Consider the following 16,867-nt stretch of genomic DNA (forward strand, 5'->3'; position numbering starts at 1 on the left):
ACCACAAAGAGGCCAACACCCCAGTTGGGTTTTGGCCTCTATTTGTGGCATGCGCTGCAGATTTCCTGCAAAATGTCCTTAACCTGCAGTTTTGTAGACAAACTTCATGTTCTCAGCAGGTCAGAACACTATTCTTTCTTCTCCGGCTGGACGTAAGTGAGGTTAGATTGCGACATTCCCCACACTTCAGCGCCGAGTGTAACCAGCAATGTAAGAATCACGGTGACGAAGAATGTCATGTTGTCGTAAAACTCAAGATCTCTAATAAGAACCAAGATTCCGATCAGCACGATAATCTTCAGCAGCCATCCACCGAGCACGACAGCGAGCGTCGTTGCAGGAGTTGTACGGGCAGTAAAGAGAATGCCCAGCACCGTAATTAATACGAATCCACCACTGATACCGGCACCTAGCAGTACTCCCCACACACCGGGCATGCCGTTCTTACCACCCCAGACAAGCAGTGAGAGCACTGTGATGGCGGCAAGGGCGATGGCACCCGAACGAAGGGCTGCGAGCAAAGGTCGCCTGGAGTCGTCGTACTTTGACTCTGGCTCCGGTGTTGTTTTTTCAGTCACGGTCGAAGATTGTACCTTCTGCCGCCATGCCGTTGTCTGCGGGCCTGTCGGCTGCCGCCACTATTTCCAGGCTGCTTACCGCTGGAGGCTCCGTCGTTAAGCGAATTGCGCCTGCGGACGGTGAAGATAACCGCGACGATAAGCAGCAGACCAAAGGTGATTGCGACGAATTCCGATGGGAACACGGTGGTCGCGACAGCGGCGTACGCGACAACGGAGACCCACAGGTAGAGCACCAGCACGACGCGGCGGTGGCTGTGCCCCATCGACAGCAGACGGTGGTGGATGTGCATCTTGTCTGGTGAGAAGGGCGACTTGCCCTGGCTGACGCGGCGGATGACAGCGAGGAGAAGGTCGAGCATCGGCACGCTGATGGCGGCGATGACGACCAAGATCGGCGACATCAAGGCGATGACGTCGGCAGTGCCGTACATAGACGGTGCGATGCGACCGGAAGCCGAGACGGAGGCACCGGCGAGCAGCAGCCCGATCATCATTGCGCCGGAGTCCCCCATGAAGATGCGCGCCGGTTCGAAGTTGTGCGGCAGAAAGCCGAGGCAGGCGCCAAAGAGGCACGCCGAAATCATGGCCGGCGGATATGCGGAAACCGTTCCACCTTGGTCATGGAGCATGACCATCGAATAGACCAGAATCGCGCCGGCGGCGATCATGCCCAGGCCGGCGGCGAGTCCGTCGATGCCGTCGACGAAGTTGAAAGCGTTGATGAGCGCGACCGTGAACAACACAGTAAAGACTGTGGACATGATTGGGTCGAGAATAAGCGTGGAACCGCCACCAAATGGGATATAGAGCAGATACCAGTTGACGCCCATGAAAGACATCAAGAGCGCTGCAGCGATTTGGCCTATCAGCTTGGTAATTGCATCCAGGTCAAAGAGGTCATCCCAAATTCCCACCACTAACAGCACTGATGCGGCAACCACAATTGCGCGCATATCGGGTGTCATAGGTGGAAAACCGCGGTTGAGTGCCGGCATGACCGAGGCCAACGCCACGGCGGCGAGCACTCCGGAGTACATCGCCACGCCACCAAGCCTTGGCTTTGGGATGTCGTGGACATCGCGCAGGCGCGGTTGATCAAGCCACCCGGAGCGCACCAGCACGTAGCGCACCACGCCCGTGAGCAGATAGCTCACCGCGGCTGCGACTAAAACAAGCATGGCGAGCTCTCGGATGGGCACACCTGCTCCACCCGACTGCGCTGCCAAAATGCTTGTCATAGTCCCTGCTGAAAACTGCTGCTAGAAATTACTGCCCGCGAAGACGCTCGGCCGTAGTGCCGAGTACCTCAGCCACGGCTTCCACCGGGACTGCCCCTTCGCGCAGAATACGCGGAGTCGGAGTCGAAATGTCGACAATTGTTGAAGGAGTACCAATAGTGGCCTCGCCACCGTCGACGTAGACGGCCGCTTCCCCACCGAGCATCTGCTTTGCGCGCACGGCGTTGGTGGCCGGCGCCTGCCCGGAGATGTTCGCGCTCGACACAGCCATGGGGCCAGTGCGACGCAGAATCTCAATTGCAATCGGGTGCAGCGGCATGCGCAGCATGACGGTACCGGCGGTGTCGCCGAGGTTCCACGGCAGGCTCGGGGCCTGGTTGACCACGAGCGACAAGCCGCCCGGCCAGAAGGCTTCAACCAGTGCGCGGGCTGCCGGGGTGTATTCCCGAACAAGGCCCTCGATGGTGGTCCAGGAGCCGACCAAAACCGGCACCGGCATATCCGGGCCGCGGTGCTTGGCACGCAGCAGTGACGCGACTGCCTGATTATCAAAGGCATCGCAGCCGAGGCCGTAGACCGTGTCCGTCGGCATCACAATCAGCCGACCAGCCTTGACAGCGTCCACTGCCGTCGTGATCGCGCGTTCGCGATTTTCATCTGTGCTGCAGTCCATAATCCTGCTCATCAGATTTTTGCTCCTGCTTCAAAACTCATGCGTATATATTTAGGTAATTTCAAGCACCCGGCTTGCGTGCGACGGTAAAACGATCGCGCCCCGCGAAGTCTTGGTGAACTCTCACATCAGCGTAGTGCCAGCTATCTGCCAGCAATGCACTGACATCACCACCTGAAGAATCATCGTGTTCAATACCGACGAATCCCCCAGGTCGCACCAGACCATCTACCAGATTCATCATAGGACGAATGACATCCAAACCATCGTCGCCGCCAAATACCGCATCATGCGGATCGGCGCGCACCTCCGGGGCCACTTCCGTGGCCTCCGGTACATACGGCGGGTTGGATACAACGATGTCGGTCTGCCCCGCCCACTGGGCCAATGCACCGTCAGCACCGATCAGCTCGCAATCGGTCACGTCCCCGGCAAGCAGACGCACGCGCCCATCGCCGTATGCCGCGATATTCTGCTCCGCCCACTTTCGCGCCGCCGCCGACAGTTCCACTGCTACGACCTGTGCTTCTGGCAGGGCGTCGGCAATCGCAAGCGCAAGCGCCCCCGATCCCGTGCACAGATCGACGATCTTGGGCTTAACGACGTCACTTGCGACCAATTCACCGGCTCGTTCAATAGCCCACTGCGCAAGGAGCTCCGTCTCTGGTCGAGGAACAAAGACACCCGGCCCAACTTTGAGCTCCAGGCTCATCATCGGAGCAGTGCCGAGAATATGCTGCAATGGCTCGCGGGCTACTCGCCGCGCAAGCATGTGGACTAGTCGAGCACGTCCCGCAGAATCGGTATACGGTTCATCACCGCGGAAAATGATGTCACCTGGCCCCGCACCTGTAGCGGCTGCAAAGAGCGCTCGAGCGTCTGCGTCCGGGGAGGTCAGCGCGGCGTCGTTAAGCACGGTGCGCGCATAGCGAAATAACTCGCCGAGGGTGCGGACGGTATCCGGCAGTGTCGGCGAGTTTTCGGTGTTGGCGCTTCGCTTACTCGGACTCAAGGCGCTCAGCGCGTTCCGCGTCGTGGAGGGCCTTGAGCAGGTCATCCATGTCACCGCCAAGGACGGAATCCAAGTTGTGCGCCTTGTAGTTGATGCGGTGATCGGAGATACGGTTCTCCGGGAAGTTGTAGGTGCGGATGCGCTCGGAGCGATCCATGTTGCGCACCTGCGACTTGCGCTGGTCAGAAGCGGCCTCAGCAGCTTCCTCTTCCTTCATCTGCTGCAGACGAGCAGCCAGCACCTGCATGGCACGGGCCTTATTCTGAATCTGCGAGCGCTCTTTCTGGCAGGTAACAACCAGGCCAGTCGGCAAGTGGGTCAGACGAACTGCGGAGTCAGTGGTGTTAACGCCCTGACCGCCCTTACCAGAGGAACGGTAGACGTCCACACGCAAATCCTTGTCTTCGATGTGGACATCTTCGACTTCGTCAGGTTCTGGGTAGACCAGCACACCGGCGGCGGAGGTCTGGATGCGACCCTGCGACTCGGTGACCGGCACGCGCTGGACGCGGTGCACGCCACCTTCGAACTTGAACACGCTCCAGGCACCGTCGCGGGACGGGTTCTTAGCGCGAATGGACATAGTCATGTCCTTCACACCGCCCAGATCCGACTCGGACAGACCCAGAATTTCGGTGCTGAAGCCGTGCTTTTCGGCGTAGCGCTGGTACATGCGGGCAAGTTCACCGGCAAACAGCGATGCCTCTTCGCCGCCGGCACCGGACTTAATCTCCATGACGATATCGTCGCCATCGTGCGGATCGCGCGGCGCCAGCAGGTCAGCGAGCTTTTCCTCCAGTTCCTCGGACTCCTCAGCCAGGCGGTCGGCCTCAGCTGCAAACTCGGAGTCCTCGTAGGCCATCTCGCGAGCAGCCTCCAGATCCTCCTGAACCTGGGTCAGCTTCTTGTGAGTCTGGATGATCGGCTGCAGCTCATTGAAGCGCTTACCGACCTTGCGAGCAGCCTTCGGATCATTGTGCAGCTCGGGATCGGCCAGCTGTGCTTCCAAACCGTGGTACTCAGAAAGGATGTCGTCGACTGCGGAAACCTGATTAGCCATTAGTCATTCCTCAATTTCGATGTATGTGTTGTTGGACTTAGCTTTTGCGCTTGGACGTTGGCTAACCCCAGCTAGAGCATGTCGTCCACATCAACATCGGCGGCCATCGGCGCAGATGACGCGACCTGCATCAGGAATCCCTGGTTATTACGGGTCTTCTTCAGCTGCTTAATCAGCAGATCAATTGCAGCCTGCGACTCCAGTGCGGACAGGATGCGACGCAGCTTGTGCATCACGCGGGCCTCGTCCGGTGCCAGTAGCAACTCATCCTTGCGGGTACCCGACGGGTTGACGTCAACTGCCGGGAAGACGCGGCGCTCGGAAATCTTACGGTCGAGCTTCAGCTCCGCGTTACCGGTGCCCTTGAACTCCTCGAAGATCACGGTGTCGCCAGCAGAGCCGGTCTCCACCATCGCAGTGGCGATGATGGTCAGGCTGCCGCCCTCTTCAATGTTGCGGGCAGCACCCAGGAAGCGCTTCGGCGGGTAGAGCGCGTTGGAGTCCACACCACCGGAGAGGATTCGGCCCGATGCCGGCGAAGAGTTGTTGTACGCACGGCCCAGACGAGTAATCGAGTCCAGCAGGACAACAACGTCTTGGCCCTGCTCGACCAAGCGCTTCGCACGCTCAATTGCCAGCTCGGCCACTGCGGTGTGATCTGACGGCGGGCGGTCGAAGGTGGAGGCAATAACCTCGCCACGGACACTGCGCTGCATGTCGGTGACTTCCTCCGGGCGCTCGTCGACAAGCACGACCATCATGTAGCACTCGGGGTTGTTCGTCGCAATAGCGTTGGCGATGTTCTGCAGGATCGTGGTCTTACCGGCCTTCGGCGGCGAGACAATCAACGCACGCTGGCCCTTACCAATCGGCATAATCAGATCGATGACGCGAGTGGTGAGAATCTTCTGCTCGGTCTCAAGACGCAGACGGCGGTTCGGGTACAACGGCGTGAGCTTGGAAAACTCTCGGCGCTGCTTTGCCTGCTCCGGATCAAGGCCGTTGACGCTTTCGACTTTGACCAGTGGATTGTACTTGCGGCGGTTGCGTCCGTTGCCGTGAGTGACCTGGCCAGAGCCGTTTTCACGCGGCATGCGCACCTGGCCGGTAATAGCATCGCCCTTGCGCAGGCCGTACTTGCGCACCATCTGTGCGCTTACCAGGACATCATTCGGGCCCGGCAGGTAGCCGGAGGTGCGGACGAAAGCGGACTTGTTGTCCAGCAGGTCGACGATACCGGCAACCGGCTGCAGGACATCGTCCTCGCGAATCTCGTCCTGACCACCATGTCCCCCACCATGGTTGTCGCGGCCGCGGCGATCACGACGGTTGCGGCGGCCTCGGCGATTGCGGTTATCGCCATCATTGTGGCGGTCATTGTTGCGACGATTGCGGCCGCCGCGGTTGCGATTGCCATGGCCATCATCGTCATTGTCGCGGTCATTCTTGTTATTACGATCGCCGCGATCATTGTTGCGGTTGTTGCGATTATCGCGGTCGTCGCGATCCTTGTGATCGTCGCGGTTATCTCGGTTGTCGCGGTTATCACGGTTATCAGAGTCGTCCCGGTTATCGCGGTCGCGATTATCTCGGTGCTCGTTATTCTCCTGCTCGCGCTGTCGAGCGCGGTTTCGACGGTTTCGGCGCTGCTGCGAGCGGGACATTTCCTCGCGCCCCTCCGGCTTGCCGTCGTCAGGCTTATCCGAGCCCTTATCGGAGCCCTTGTTCTTGGCCTTATCATTGGACGCCTCGGCGGACTTGTCGCTCGCGTCGCCCTGATCATTGCGCTTTGCGCTTTGCGACGTCGAATCCTTGGCATCCTTTGCGGTGCTGTCGGCATCCCCCTTCGGCTCGGCGGCCTTGCGCGCGCGAGTTTTGCGCGCGGGAGCGGAACCGGCTGCAGGAGCACCATTCTTAATGGCTTCAATCAGCTCATGCTTGCGCATAGCGGAGATGCCACGGATGCCCTTACTCGAAGCGATTTCACGCAATTCTGCCATTCGGAGGGCCGCAAGATTTTCTGGGCCGCCTGCCTTGGCAGTGGTGTCCGTATCGGTCACGGATGTCCTTTCATCGACGTTCCCTGAAGTCAATTTTGCAGGGGGTATGTCATTGACACTTTTTCGCACTCATTTCCCCGCCGACCCGCGTGTACACCGCCGCCAATTTCATTTCTGCGCCGGAAAATGCGCGGGTATATGACAGGAAATTATCGAAAAAGCCAGGCAAAAAGGTCTCACGACTACTGCTATATGAGGCTTCCTGCCTGCAAAATTCCGCATCTTGAGACTCGAGCATCTTTCGAGTCCAGACTGTAAGGAAAAAGTAGGCCCACAGCATCCCGACACAAAAACCAGCCGCAATACTGCATAAACGTGTTTTCAATGCTTCAGATTCGCCATCACCGGCAAGCTGGAGCTCTTTCGCGGTCACTGTGATTTGCGGGTGCACTTATGGGAAATCCCCCATAGCGTCGATGCAATGAACCGCCGATTGAAAACGACCTAGAGATAAAGAATAGTCACCTAATAGTCAGGTAGCAACACCAGCCCGTCAGATAGCCACCGGATATCTAGGTCACAGTGTTCGAAGTCGGTACTGTAGAACCTATGCGCAGTACGATGCCCCACATTCCACTCAACGTCGCTCAAATTGTTGAGTACGGTCGCAAGATTCACGGCCGCACTCCGGTGACGTCATGGAATGCCGATGGCCCCGAAACCACAACGTTCGCTTCCATTGCCGCCCGCGCGAGTGCGCTTGCCCATGCGCTTCACGACGAGCTCGGCATCGACAGTGACCAGCGCATTGGCACGCTTATGTATAACTGCGCGGAGCATTTGGAAACGTTCTTGGGCGTGGCATCCATGGGGGCGGTCTTTCAACCGCTGAATAAGCAGCTGATGCCAGACCAGATTGTGCACATTATCAACCATGCCGATGACCAGGTCATTATCGTAGATCCCAGCGAAATCGAGCTTTTGGCGGAGGTTCTACCGCACTGCCCCGGCGTGCGTGCCATCATTTTCATCGGTATTGAGGATTTGACGAAGGTGGCTGAGCGCCTGCCAGAGGGCATGGCGTGGTACTCCTACGAAGCGCTTCTCGACGGTCGCCCCAGCCGTTATGACTGGCCAGAATTGGATGAGGAATCCGGCGCTGCCATGTGCTACTCCACCGGCACCGAAGGGGCACCAAAGGGCGTGGTCTACAGCCATCGGTCGCTGTACTTGCACAGTCTGAATATGCGCACCACCGATTCCTTTGCCATCTCGCACGGTAATCCCTGGTTGTGCTGTGTACCGATTTATCACGTGCTGTCCTGGGGCGTGCCGCTGGCATCCTTCATGTGCGGCGCATCGCTGATTTTCCCCGGTCCGGATTTGTCCGCGCCAAGGCTTGCGGAAATCATTGAGACCTCGATGCCGCGTGTCGGCCAAGGCGTGCCGACACTGTGGATTAACCTCATGGCGCACTACTTGAATCACCCGCCAAAGCGCATGAGCCTGCAGGAGATTTTCGCAGGTGGTTCTCCTGTTCCACCGGCACTCATTCGTCTGTGGGAGGAACGCTACGGTGTGGATGTCATTCATTTCTGGGGCATGACGGAGACCTCGCCTATCGGCACTGTGGCACGGCCTCCGTACGGCGCCTCCGGTGAGGCCCGTGAACGCTATCGCGCCAGCCAGGGGCGCTTCCCCGACATCATGCAGTTCCGCATTGTCGACGACAATGATCGCGTGTTGGATTTGCACGACCGCAATCAGGGTGAGCTCCAAGTCCGTGGCAACACAGTGACCTCGAGCTACTACCACTCACCCGCCGAGGAGTCCGGTGGCACCGCGGAGTTCTTCCGCGGTAATGAGGTCACCGATGCCAACGAGCAGTTCACTGATGACGGCTGGCTGCGCACGGGCGATGTCGGCTCCATTACTCACGACGGTTACCTGACCATTCAGGACCGCGCTCGTGATGTCATTCGCTCTGGTGGTGAGTGGATTTACTCAGCTCAGCTGGAGAACTTTGTCATGGAGAACACCGGCGTACTCGAGTGCGCGATTATCGGCATGCCGGATAAGAAGTGGGGTGAACGCCCGCTAGCGGTTACCGTTCTGTTGCCCGGCATCGAACCGACCAAGGAAACTGCAGAGCAGCTGCGCGATCAGCTGCGCCCCAAGCTGCCAAAGTGGATGCTGCCGGAGTACTGGGCCTTTGTGGACTCCATCGATAAGACGTCCGTGGGCAAGTTCGACAAAAAAGACCTGCGCTCGTACTTGAGCGCAGGCAAATTCGACATCATTAAGTTGAAGGGGCCCGGCGAAAAATAACCTCCCACCAGGGGCGGGACCAGCGCTTTAGCCGCTAGCCCTCGACCTCAACCTTGACCGGCTCGCCGATGCCCAGCTCCATAACCTTGATGCCAGCTTCGCGAGCATCGTCGAGGATTTTGTCATCGACAGCGGTGGTACCCAGCACCATACAGGTCGGGCCAGCACCCGAGAGGAAAGCTGCATAACCACGGTTGCGCAAGCGGTTAACCCACTCAGCAGTCACCGGCAGTACATCGGAGCGGTACGGCTGGTGGAGACGATCGCGGGTGCCTTCCCACAGCAGCTCTGGGTGAGACTGCAATGCGGCGGTCATGACCGCAGTGCGGGAGACATTAAAGCGAGCGTCGACATGCGAAACGTCGCTCGGCAGCACCTGGCGCACGGCATTGGTGGAGGCGTGGAACGCCGGCACGAGTGCGGTGGCGCGAATGTCCTTGTGCACCGGGATGCCCACCGCGTGGTACTGCGGTGCGGTGCGGCCGTCGACCGGCTTGTCAGTCCAGCTCACCACTGCCCCACCGAGGACAGATGCAGCGGCGTTGTCGGGGTGGCCCTCAAAGACGGAGGATTCCTGAATAACCTGCTCGTCGGTAAGCGGAAAGCCCGCCAGACCGTTGGCGGCAGCAACGCCTGCAACAGCAGCTGCGGCGGACGACCCCAGACCGCGGGACTGCGGAATGGTGTTGTGGCACACGACCTTCAGCCCCGGGGCCTCGACGCCTGCGGCGCGCAGACCAGCACGGATGGCGCGGATAACCAGGTGGGACTCGTTGCGTGGCAGGTCTACTTCGCCCTCGCCGTGGATTTCCACAACGACACCGGACTCAATGACCTCCACCTCGACGATGTCGTAGAGTGCAACGGCCAGTCCGAGCGTGTCGAAGCCAGGGCCCAAGTTCGCAGACGAACCTGCGACGGTGACCTTCACCTTTTGGCCTGGGAAAAGTTCCTGAGCCATTTAGATATCCATTCCCTCGATACGAATGACGTTGTTGATCTCCAGCACGGCGTCGTTAGCGCGCAGCTCATCAACGGTGGCCTCGAGGTCCTTCTCCAGGGCCTTGTGGGTGACGATGACCAGGCGCGCGCCGTTTTCGCCCTCTTCCTGGCGCACGGTGCGCAGGGAGATGTTGTGATCAGCGAAGGTGCGCGCGACGTCTGCCAGCACCCCAACGCGATCATCAACGTGCAGATCGATGTGGTAGCGAGTGCGAACCTCACCGAAGTCCAGGATCGGCAGGTTGGCGTAGGTGGAATCTCCCGGTGCGCGACCGCCGTGGACAATGTTGCGAGCAGCTGCGACCAGGTCACCGAGCACTGCCGAAGCAGTCGGGTTTCCGCCGGCGCCGTTGCCGTAGAACATCAGGCGACCTGCGGCCTCAGCCTCAATGAACACAGCGTTGAAAGACTCGCGCACAGTTGCCAGCGGGTGACGGCGCGGAATCAGTGCAGGGTAGACGCGGGCGGAGATAGCTTCCTTGCCGTTTTCGTCCTTGACGCGCTCACAGGTAGCCAGCAGCTTAATGGTGCAATCTGCGCTCTTAGCAGCCGCAATGTCATCAGCGGTGATCTTGGTGATGCCCTCGCAGTAGACATCGTCCGCGGTCACGCGAGTGTGGAATGCCAGACCTGCCAGGATGGCTGCCTTGGATGCGGCATCGTGGCCCTCGACATCGGCAGTCGGGTCAGCCTCGGCGTAGCCCAGGCGAGTGGCCTCTGCCAGCATCTCCTCGTAGTCCGCGCCGGTGGAATCCATTGCGTCGAGGATGAAGTTGGTGGTGCCGTTGACAATGCCCATGACCTTGTTGACTGTGTCACCGGCCAGTGAGCGGCGCAGCGGGCCAACAACTGGAATTGCGGCAGCGACGGCTGCTTCGAAGAACAGGTCAACACCGGAAGAATCGGCAGCGTCGGAAAGCTCAGCGCCGTGTGCTGCGACGAGTGCCTTATTCGCGGTGACCACGGACTTGCCGGCGCGCAGAGCCTCCAGCACAACGCGGCGTGGGTAATCGATACCGCCGATAACCTCGACGACCAGGTCGACATCATCGCGCTGAACCAGCGTAAACGCGTCATCAGTGATGAGGTCTTGATCCACGTTCGGGCGCGGCTTGGACTTGTCACTAACGGCAATGCCTACGACCTCGACCGGACCGCCAATGCGGCGTTCGAAGTCCTCGGCCTTCTCATTGAGCAGGCGGTAGACCTGAGTGCCGACGGTGCCAAGACCTAAAATCGCGACGCCAACCTTCTGGCCCTCGCCCTTTCCAGGATTATTCGTTGCGGCTGTCATTGTGGCGTTTCACACTCCAGGCTTAGTAGGTCTTGTACGGTTTCTCGTCTCAACATTTGAGTTACACGGCCATCGCGGACCGACACCACCGGTGGGCGGGTCAGCATGTTGTAGCGACTAGCCATTGCGTAACAGTATGCACCAGTTGCGGCCAGGGCGAACAGATCACCCTCGGCAATGTCGTCCGGGTACTGCGCGTCATTGATCAGAATGTCTCCGGATTCGCAGTGCTTGCCGACGACACGAGTCGGAATCCTGGAACCAGAAACAGACCGATTGACAACGCGACCATCATAGACAGAGCTGTAGAGCGCTGGGCGGATATTGTCACTCATTCCGCCATCAACCGAGATGTAGCGCCTGGTGACACCATCATCGACGGTGACGTCCTTCAGTGTGCCCACCTCATACACCGTGACCATCGACGGCCCGACAATCGCGCGACCCGGCTCGACGGCAACGGTCGGCGTGGGAATTCCGATACGACGCGCCAGCTTTTCGACGGCAGCGAGAATCTCATCTGCCAGCGGTGCAACCTCCAATGGTTGCTCCCCCGCCGTGTAGGCAATGCCGAAGCCGCCACCGAGGTCGAGGGTGCTGAAGTGCTCAGAAATCTCCGTTCCGTGGCGCTCTACCAGCTGCTCAACCAGGCCAAAGACACGCTCTGCCGCGAGGATGAAGCCATCGGCATCGACAATCTGGGAACCGATGTGGCAGTGCAGACCAATCAGGCGCAAGTTCTCGTCGGCTTCCACTGCATCGGCGGCTTTCAGCGCCGAGCCCGATGCCAGGGAGAATCCGAACTTTTGGTCTTCGTGAGCCGTCGCGATGAACTCGTGGGTATGTGCCTCCACACCCGGCTTGACGCGCACCAAGACATCCTGGACAACACCAGCTTCCGCAGCGACCTCGGACAGACGGCGCAGCTCCGAGAAGGAATCCAGCACAATCTTGCCGACACCTGCATCGATGGCATCGCGTAGCTCAGCCGTGGACTTGTTATTGCCGTGGAAGGTCATGTCCTTGGCTGGGAAACCAGCTGCCAGCGCCACCGCCATCTCGTTGCCGGAGGCGACATCGAGGTGCAACCCCTCCTCCATTACCCAGCGGGCAATGGTCTTGGACAGGAAAGCCTTGGAGGCATAGTGAACATTTTCCGCACCGCGGAATGCCGCTGCCATAGCGCGACAGCGAGAGCGGAAATCCTCTTCGTCGACAACGAAAACTGGGGTGCCAAATTCCTCGGCAATATCCGCCAGCGAAACGCCGCCGATTTCAACGGATCCCGGGCGCTCTTCGCCGTCACCGCGACGGCGGGCAGTTGTCGGCCAGACGTGTGCTGGCAGTTCATTGAATTCGGTGGCATCTGGGCGGGAGTACCCGCCCATTTCAAAACCATTGCCGAGAATAGGCACGAAACAGCTCTCTTTCTTGTGCGCGGCACGCCGCGCAGGTGGGGTGTTCTACAAGCGCTTGTTACTACATGCGCTCCGGAGCCGTAACACCGAGCAGCTCCAGCGCATTGGCCAGCGTCTGGCGGGTTGCCTCCGCCAGGCCCAGGCGGGCGCGGTGCAGATTGGTCGGCTCCTCATCGGCCTTCGGCAGAATCTGGCAGGTGTCGTAGAAGCGGTGGAAAACACCGGCCAGCTGCTCGGCGTAGCGAGCAATACGATGCGGTTCACGCAGGTCGGCTGCCGACTTGATAACGGCTGGGAACTCACCAATGGTGCGGATGAGCTCACCTTCGCGGTCCTCGACCAGCAGGGAGAAGTCAGCGCCCTGGCTAATAACTCCGGCTTCCTCGGCGCGACGGCCGATGGAGCACAGACGGGCGTGACCGTACTGGACGTAGTAGACCGGGTTGTCGCTGGACTGCGAGGCCCACAGTCCGAGATCGATGTCCAGGCTCGAATCAACCGACGAACGAATCAGAGAGTAACGAGCGGCATCGACACCAATGGCCTCAACCAAGTCGTCCAAGGTCACTACGGTACCCGCACGCTTGGACATCCGGACAGCCTTGCCGTCGCGAAGCAAATTGACCATCTGACCAATCAGCACCTCGACGCCATCGGCGTTGTAGCCAAGGGCGGCTGCAGCGGCGCGCAGACGTGCGATATAGCCGTGGTGATCGGCACCGAGCATGTAGATGCACAGGTTGTGGCCACGGTCGAACTTGTTCTTGACGTAGGCGATGTCGCCGGCGATGTAGGCGGCGTCACCGTTGGACTTAATGACCACGCGGTCCTTGTCATCACCGTAGTCGGTGGACTTCAGCCACCAGGCGCCCTCGGATTCGTAGAGCTTGCCGTTTTCCTTCAGGTAGTTGACGGCCGCTTCGACTTCACCGGACTCGAACAGGGAGTTTTCGTGGAAGTAGACATCGAAGTCGGTGCCGAACTCGTGCAGGGACTTCTTGATGTGGTCGAACATCATGTCCACACCGATGGCGCGGAAGTTCTCGCGGACCTCATCCTCGGAACCCTCGAGTGCCTGCGGGTTCTTCTCCATCACGGCAGCGGCGATGTCCTGGATGTAGTCTCCGCCGTAGCCATCCTCCGGAGTCGGCTCGCCCTTTGCTGCGGCGACCAACGAGTTGGAGAAGCGGTCAATCTGACGGCCGTGATCGTTGAAGTAGTACTCACGGGTGACCTTGGCACCAGTTGCCGTCAAAACGCGACCCAGCGCATCACCGACAGCAGCCCAGCGGGTACCACCCAGGTGAATTGGGCCAGTTGGGTTGGCAGAGACGAACTCCAGGTTCACATTGAGGTCGGAGTTGAAGTCAGCGTGGCCCCACTTGGCACCTGCTTCCAGCACCTCGGCAACAATCTTGCCCTGCGCGTCGGAAGCCAGACGGATGTTAATGAAGCCCGGGCCTGCAATCGTTGCCTCGTCGATACCGTCGGCGGCACCGAGCGCGGTGGCGATTTCGGTTGCCAAGTCGCGCGGCACCATGCCAACGCGCTTGCCCAGCTGCATGGCGATATTGGTTGCGTAGTCGCCGTGTTCAGGGTTACGCGGACGCTCCACGGTCGGGTTCTCCGGCACGATAGAAACATCGGCATCGTGGGAAGTCAGCACATCGATGGTGACTTTTCGGACTAGTACAGCAAGATCAGCAGGATTCACGATTGCCTATCCTATTAGGTAGGCGAGCTCTTCGACACATCAGCTACCAAAAGCTTGGGGTTCACCTCCCCAACGTACCTCCCCTGCGCGTCCGCAGTGCCGCTGTACTGCCACTGCCCTCGCGCCGCTTTTACGATCCAGCTCAATCCGCGTTTGGGGGTACCATTTGGGTAGGAAAACCGCTCCTTTCCACAATTGTTTTGGAGGCACCGTGAAGGTAGCTCTATTTGCAACCTGCATCGGCGACACCATGTTTCCGGATGCCGTCGCTGCGACAGCCAGAATTCTCACCCGTCTTGGCTGCCAAGTCGTCTTCCCACCGCAGCAAACCTGTTGTGGCCAGATGCATGTGAACACTGGGTATCAGAAGGAAATCCTGCCCCAACTGGATAATTACGCGGATGCCTTCGCAGATCCTTCGATTGAGTACGTGGTCGCGCCCTCTGGCTCTTGCGCTGGCGCGGTTCGCCATCAGCACCCGATGATTGCGGCTCGCTACGGCACACGGTCGCAGACGCATGCGGCGCAGGCCTGCGCGGGCAAGACGCTTGACATCTCCGAATTCATTGTTGACATCGCAGGCGTCACGGATGTCGGCGCCTACTTCCCACACTCGGTGACCTACCACTCCACCTGCCACAGCTTGCGCGTGCTCAAGGTCGGTGACCGCCCCTGGAAGTTGCTGAGCGCTGTCGAGGGCATTGATCTGCGCGAGCTGCCCGGCGCAGCGGAGTGCTGCGGTTTCGGCGGCACTTTCTCGGTGAAAAACGCTGAGACTTCAGCTGCAATGGTCGCTGATAAAACGGCCAATATTCGCTCGACAGAGGCAGAGTTTGTCACCGCTGGCGATGCCTCGTGCCTGCTCAACATCGGCGGAGCCCTGCGCCGCCAGAACGCCGGAGTCCACGCCATCCACTTGGCGGAGATTCTGGCCTCCACTAAGGATGCCCCTTTCAACCTGCACAATCGCCAGGAAGTTCCACTGCGAGGTGAGAAGTAATGGTCGCAATTAACGTCGGCATGCCAGCCCTTCCCCCACGCGCACCGTACGGGGTTGGACATCTGCGTGGGGAACGCGGTTTTACCGCCGCTGCCCACAATGAGCTACGAAATACTCGCATGCGCGAAAACGTCGGCCATGCCACACACAGCATTCGCGCAAAGCGCGCGAAGGTGGTCGCGGAGAAGAATGACTGGGAACAGCTTCGCTTGGCGGGCAGCCATATCAAGCGCGATGTCATGGCGCGGTTGCCGGAGCTGTTAGAGCAGTTCGAGGAGGCTGTCACGGCCGCCGGTGGGCATGTGCACTGGGCGCGCGATGCTGCCGAGGCCAACCGCATCATTACTGACCTGGTCAAGGAGACCGGCGAGGAGAAGGTCGTCAAGATCAAGTCGATGGCGACGCAGGAGATTGGCCTGAACGAAGCGCTGGCCAGGGCGGGAATCACCGCGCGTGAGACCGATCTCGCCGAGCTCATCGTTCAGCTTGCCGACGATATGCCGAGTCACATCCTCGTTCCTGCTATTCACCGCAATCGTGAGGATATCCGGGAGATTTTCTTAAACGGAATTCCTGGAGTGGACCCAAATTTGCAGGCCAATCCGGCCGATTTGGCTGAGGCCTCCCGCAAGTTTTTGCGCCAACAGTTTATGGAGGCAAAGGTCGCGATTTCCGGCGCCAACTTCGGTGTGGCCGAAACCGGCACGGTGGCTGTCGTCGAGTCTGAGGGCAACGGCCGTATGTGTCTGACACTGCCGGAGACACTGATTTCAGTGATGGGTATTGAAAAACTGATTCCCACCTTCCAGGATTTGGAAGTTTTCTTGCAGTTGCTGCCGCGGTCGTCGACAGGCGAGCGCATGAACCCCTACACCTCCCTGTGGACGGGGACCACAAACGGCGATGGTCCGAAGAATTTCCATATTGTGCTGCTGGATAATGGCCGCTCGGCGACGCTGGCTGATCCGATTGGGCGCGAGGCGCTGAAATGCATTCGATGCTCAGCATGCCTGAATATCTGTCCGGTTTATGAGCATGTCGGCGGTCACGCCTATGGCTCGGTCTATCCGGGGCCGATTGGTGCGATTTTGTCCCCGCAGCTAACCGGTATGGATTCCTACGATGACCCGAATGCGTCGCTGCCGTATGCGTCGTCACTGTGTGGTGCCTGTTTTGAGGTGTGCCCAGTGCGGATTGATATCCCCGCTGCGCTGCTGGAGCTGCGGCATCGCAAGGTCACGGAGCACCGTCCGCCGGTGGAGGGCAAGCTCTTTGCCACACTCGGGTTCATCATGGGCAACCAGAAGCTGTGGAATATGACGGTGAAGATGGCTTCGCTGGCTCGTGTGCTGGGACTGAAAGATGGCGAGATGCACGCCCTGCCGCTATTCCTCAGTGGGTGGTCCGATGCGCGCGATACGCCCGTGCCGCCGAAGAAGCCGTTCCGTTCCCTGTGGGGTTCTGAGGATCTCTCGGCGCAGCTGGCCCGCGAATCGGCCCATCAGGTGCCCACCAACATCAATGGTCGAAGCGAAAAGGAGTCCTAG

Annotated in this window: 14 protein-coding genes; 3 read left to right on the forward strand and 11 right to left on the reverse strand. The window is 59.5% G+C overall.

Going from position 1 to position 16,867, the window contains the following annotated elements; genetic code table 11:
• Positions 1-128: 128 nt before the first annotated feature.
• From Q4E11_RS02340 to Q4E11_RS02370, 7 genes are all read right to left on the reverse strand, one after another.
• The gene (locus Q4E11_RS02340) at positions 129-578 is read right to left on the reverse strand and encodes a hypothetical protein (RefSeq protein ID WP_303163277.1); all 450 of its coding nucleotides are present in this window, start codon (positions 576-578) and stop codon (positions 129-131) included.
• Positions 575-1,819 carry a glycosyltransferase family 4 protein gene (locus tag Q4E11_RS02345; RefSeq protein WP_303163280.1) on the reverse strand — a complete coding sequence of 415 codons (1,245 nt, stop codon included), beginning with the start codon at positions 1,817-1,819 and terminating at the stop codon, positions 575-577. The genes Q4E11_RS02340 and Q4E11_RS02345 overlap by 4 nt, the downstream gene beginning before the upstream one ends.
• A gap of 28 nt (positions 1,820-1,847) precedes the next feature.
• Positions 1,848-2,504, reverse strand: coding sequence for an L-threonylcarbamoyladenylate synthase (locus Q4E11_RS02350; RefSeq protein ID WP_303163281.1), 657 nt, complete (start codon positions 2,502-2,504; stop codon positions 1,848-1,850).
• Positions 2,505-2,553: 49 nt separating this feature from the next.
• Positions 2,554-3,504: a peptide chain release factor N(5)-glutamine methyltransferase gene (prmC, locus tag Q4E11_RS02355; protein WP_303163283.1), complete on the reverse strand. Its 951-nt coding sequence runs from the start codon at positions 3,502-3,504 to the stop codon at positions 2,554-2,556.
• Entirely contained in the window at positions 3,491-4,564 is a 1,074-nt protein-coding gene (gene prfA, locus Q4E11_RS02360; RefSeq protein ID WP_303163285.1) for a peptide chain release factor 1, read from the reverse strand. Before prfA ends, prmC begins: the two co-directional genes overlap by 14 nt.
• A gap of 71 nt (positions 4,565-4,635) precedes the next feature.
• Entirely contained in the window at positions 4,636-6,624 is a 1,989-nt protein-coding gene (gene rho, locus Q4E11_RS02365; protein ID WP_303163288.1) for a transcription termination factor Rho, read from the reverse strand.
• 49 nt (positions 6,625-6,673) lie between these two features.
• Positions 6,674-7,015, reverse strand: a complete 342-nt coding sequence (locus Q4E11_RS02370) for a hypothetical protein (RefSeq protein ID WP_303163291.1) — start codon at positions 7,013-7,015, stop codon at positions 6,674-6,676.
• Between the two features lie 158 nt (positions 7,016-7,173).
• Here Q4E11_RS02370 and Q4E11_RS02375 point away from each other — a divergent pair, with 158 nt between their 5' ends.
• A complete protein-coding gene (locus Q4E11_RS02375) occupies positions 7,174-8,892 on the forward strand; it encodes a long-chain fatty-acid--CoA ligase (RefSeq protein WP_303163294.1) in 1,719 nt (572 codons plus the stop codon).
• Between the two features lie 34 nt (positions 8,893-8,926).
• Here the strand turns inward: Q4E11_RS02375 and thrB are convergent, their stop codons facing one another.
• The 4 genes from thrB to argS all read right to left on the reverse strand — a co-directional run bounded on the left by thrB (position 8,927) and on the right by argS (position 14,320).
• Complete coding sequence (thrB, locus tag Q4E11_RS02380) at positions 8,927-9,853, reverse strand: homoserine kinase (protein WP_303163296.1); 927 nt, start codon at positions 9,851-9,853, stop codon at positions 8,927-8,929.
• On the reverse strand, positions 9,854-11,188 hold the full coding sequence (locus Q4E11_RS02385; RefSeq protein ID WP_303163298.1) for a homoserine dehydrogenase: 1,335 nt from the start codon (positions 11,186-11,188) through the stop codon (positions 9,854-9,856).
• The gene (gene lysA, locus Q4E11_RS02390) at positions 11,185-12,576 is read right to left on the reverse strand and encodes a diaminopimelate decarboxylase (RefSeq protein ID WP_303163488.1); all 1,392 of its coding nucleotides are present in this window, start codon (positions 12,574-12,576) and stop codon (positions 11,185-11,187) included. Before lysA ends, Q4E11_RS02385 begins: the two co-directional genes overlap by 4 nt.
• Before the next feature lie 91 nt (positions 12,577-12,667).
• Positions 12,668-14,320 carry an arginine--tRNA ligase gene (gene argS / locus Q4E11_RS02395; RefSeq protein ID WP_303163300.1) on the reverse strand — a complete coding sequence of 551 codons (1,653 nt, stop codon included), beginning with the start codon at positions 14,318-14,320 and terminating at the stop codon, positions 12,668-12,670.
• A 211-nt stretch (positions 14,321-14,531) separates the two neighbouring features.
• On the opposite strand from argS, the gene Q4E11_RS02400 reads away from it, so the two are divergent.
• Positions 14,532-15,320: a (Fe-S)-binding protein gene (locus Q4E11_RS02400; RefSeq protein WP_303163301.1), complete on the forward strand. Its 789-nt coding sequence runs from the start codon at positions 14,532-14,534 to the stop codon at positions 15,318-15,320.
• Positions 15,320-16,867, forward strand: a complete 1,548-nt coding sequence (locus Q4E11_RS02405) for a LutB/LldF family L-lactate oxidation iron-sulfur protein (RefSeq protein WP_303163303.1) — start codon at positions 15,320-15,322, stop codon at positions 16,865-16,867. Before Q4E11_RS02400 ends, Q4E11_RS02405 begins: the two co-directional genes overlap by 1 nt.

It is taken from the genome of Corynebacterium sp., from assembly GCF_030532195.1.
Taxonomy (GTDB): domain Bacteria; phylum Actinomycetota; class Actinomycetes; order Mycobacteriales; family Mycobacteriaceae; genus Corynebacterium.

Bases quoted from the DNA above. Each gene is read 5' to 3' on its own strand.
- Q4E11_RS02385 (WP_303163298.1), bottom strand. From the start codon at position 11,188: ATGACAGCCGCAACGAATAATCCTGGAAAGGGCGAGGGCCAGAAGGTT.
- Q4E11_RS02350 (WP_303163281.1), bottom strand. From the start codon at position 2,504: ATGAGCAGGATTATGGACTGCAGCACAGATGAAAATCGCGAACGCGCG.
- lysA (WP_303163488.1), bottom strand. From the start codon at position 12,576: ATGGGCGGGTACTCCCGCCCAGATGCCACCGAATTCAATGAACTGCCA.
- thrB (WP_303163296.1), bottom strand. From the start codon at position 9,853: ATGGCTCAGGAACTTTTCCCAGGCCAAAAGGTGAAGGTCACCGTCGCA.
- Q4E11_RS02375 (WP_303163294.1), top strand. From the start codon at position 7,174: ATGCGCAGTACGATGCCCCACATTCCACTCAACGTCGCTCAAATTGTT.
- Q4E11_RS02345 (WP_303163280.1), bottom strand. From the start codon at position 1,819: ATGACAAGCATTTTGGCAGCGCAGTCGGGTGGAGCAGGTGTGCCCATC.
- prfA (WP_303163285.1), bottom strand. From the start codon at position 4,564: ATGGCTAATCAGGTTTCCGCAGTCGACGACATCCTTTCTGAGTACCAC.
- Q4E11_RS02405 (WP_303163303.1), top strand. From the start codon at position 15,320: ATGGTCGCAATTAACGTCGGCATGCCAGCCCTTCCCCCACGCGCACCG.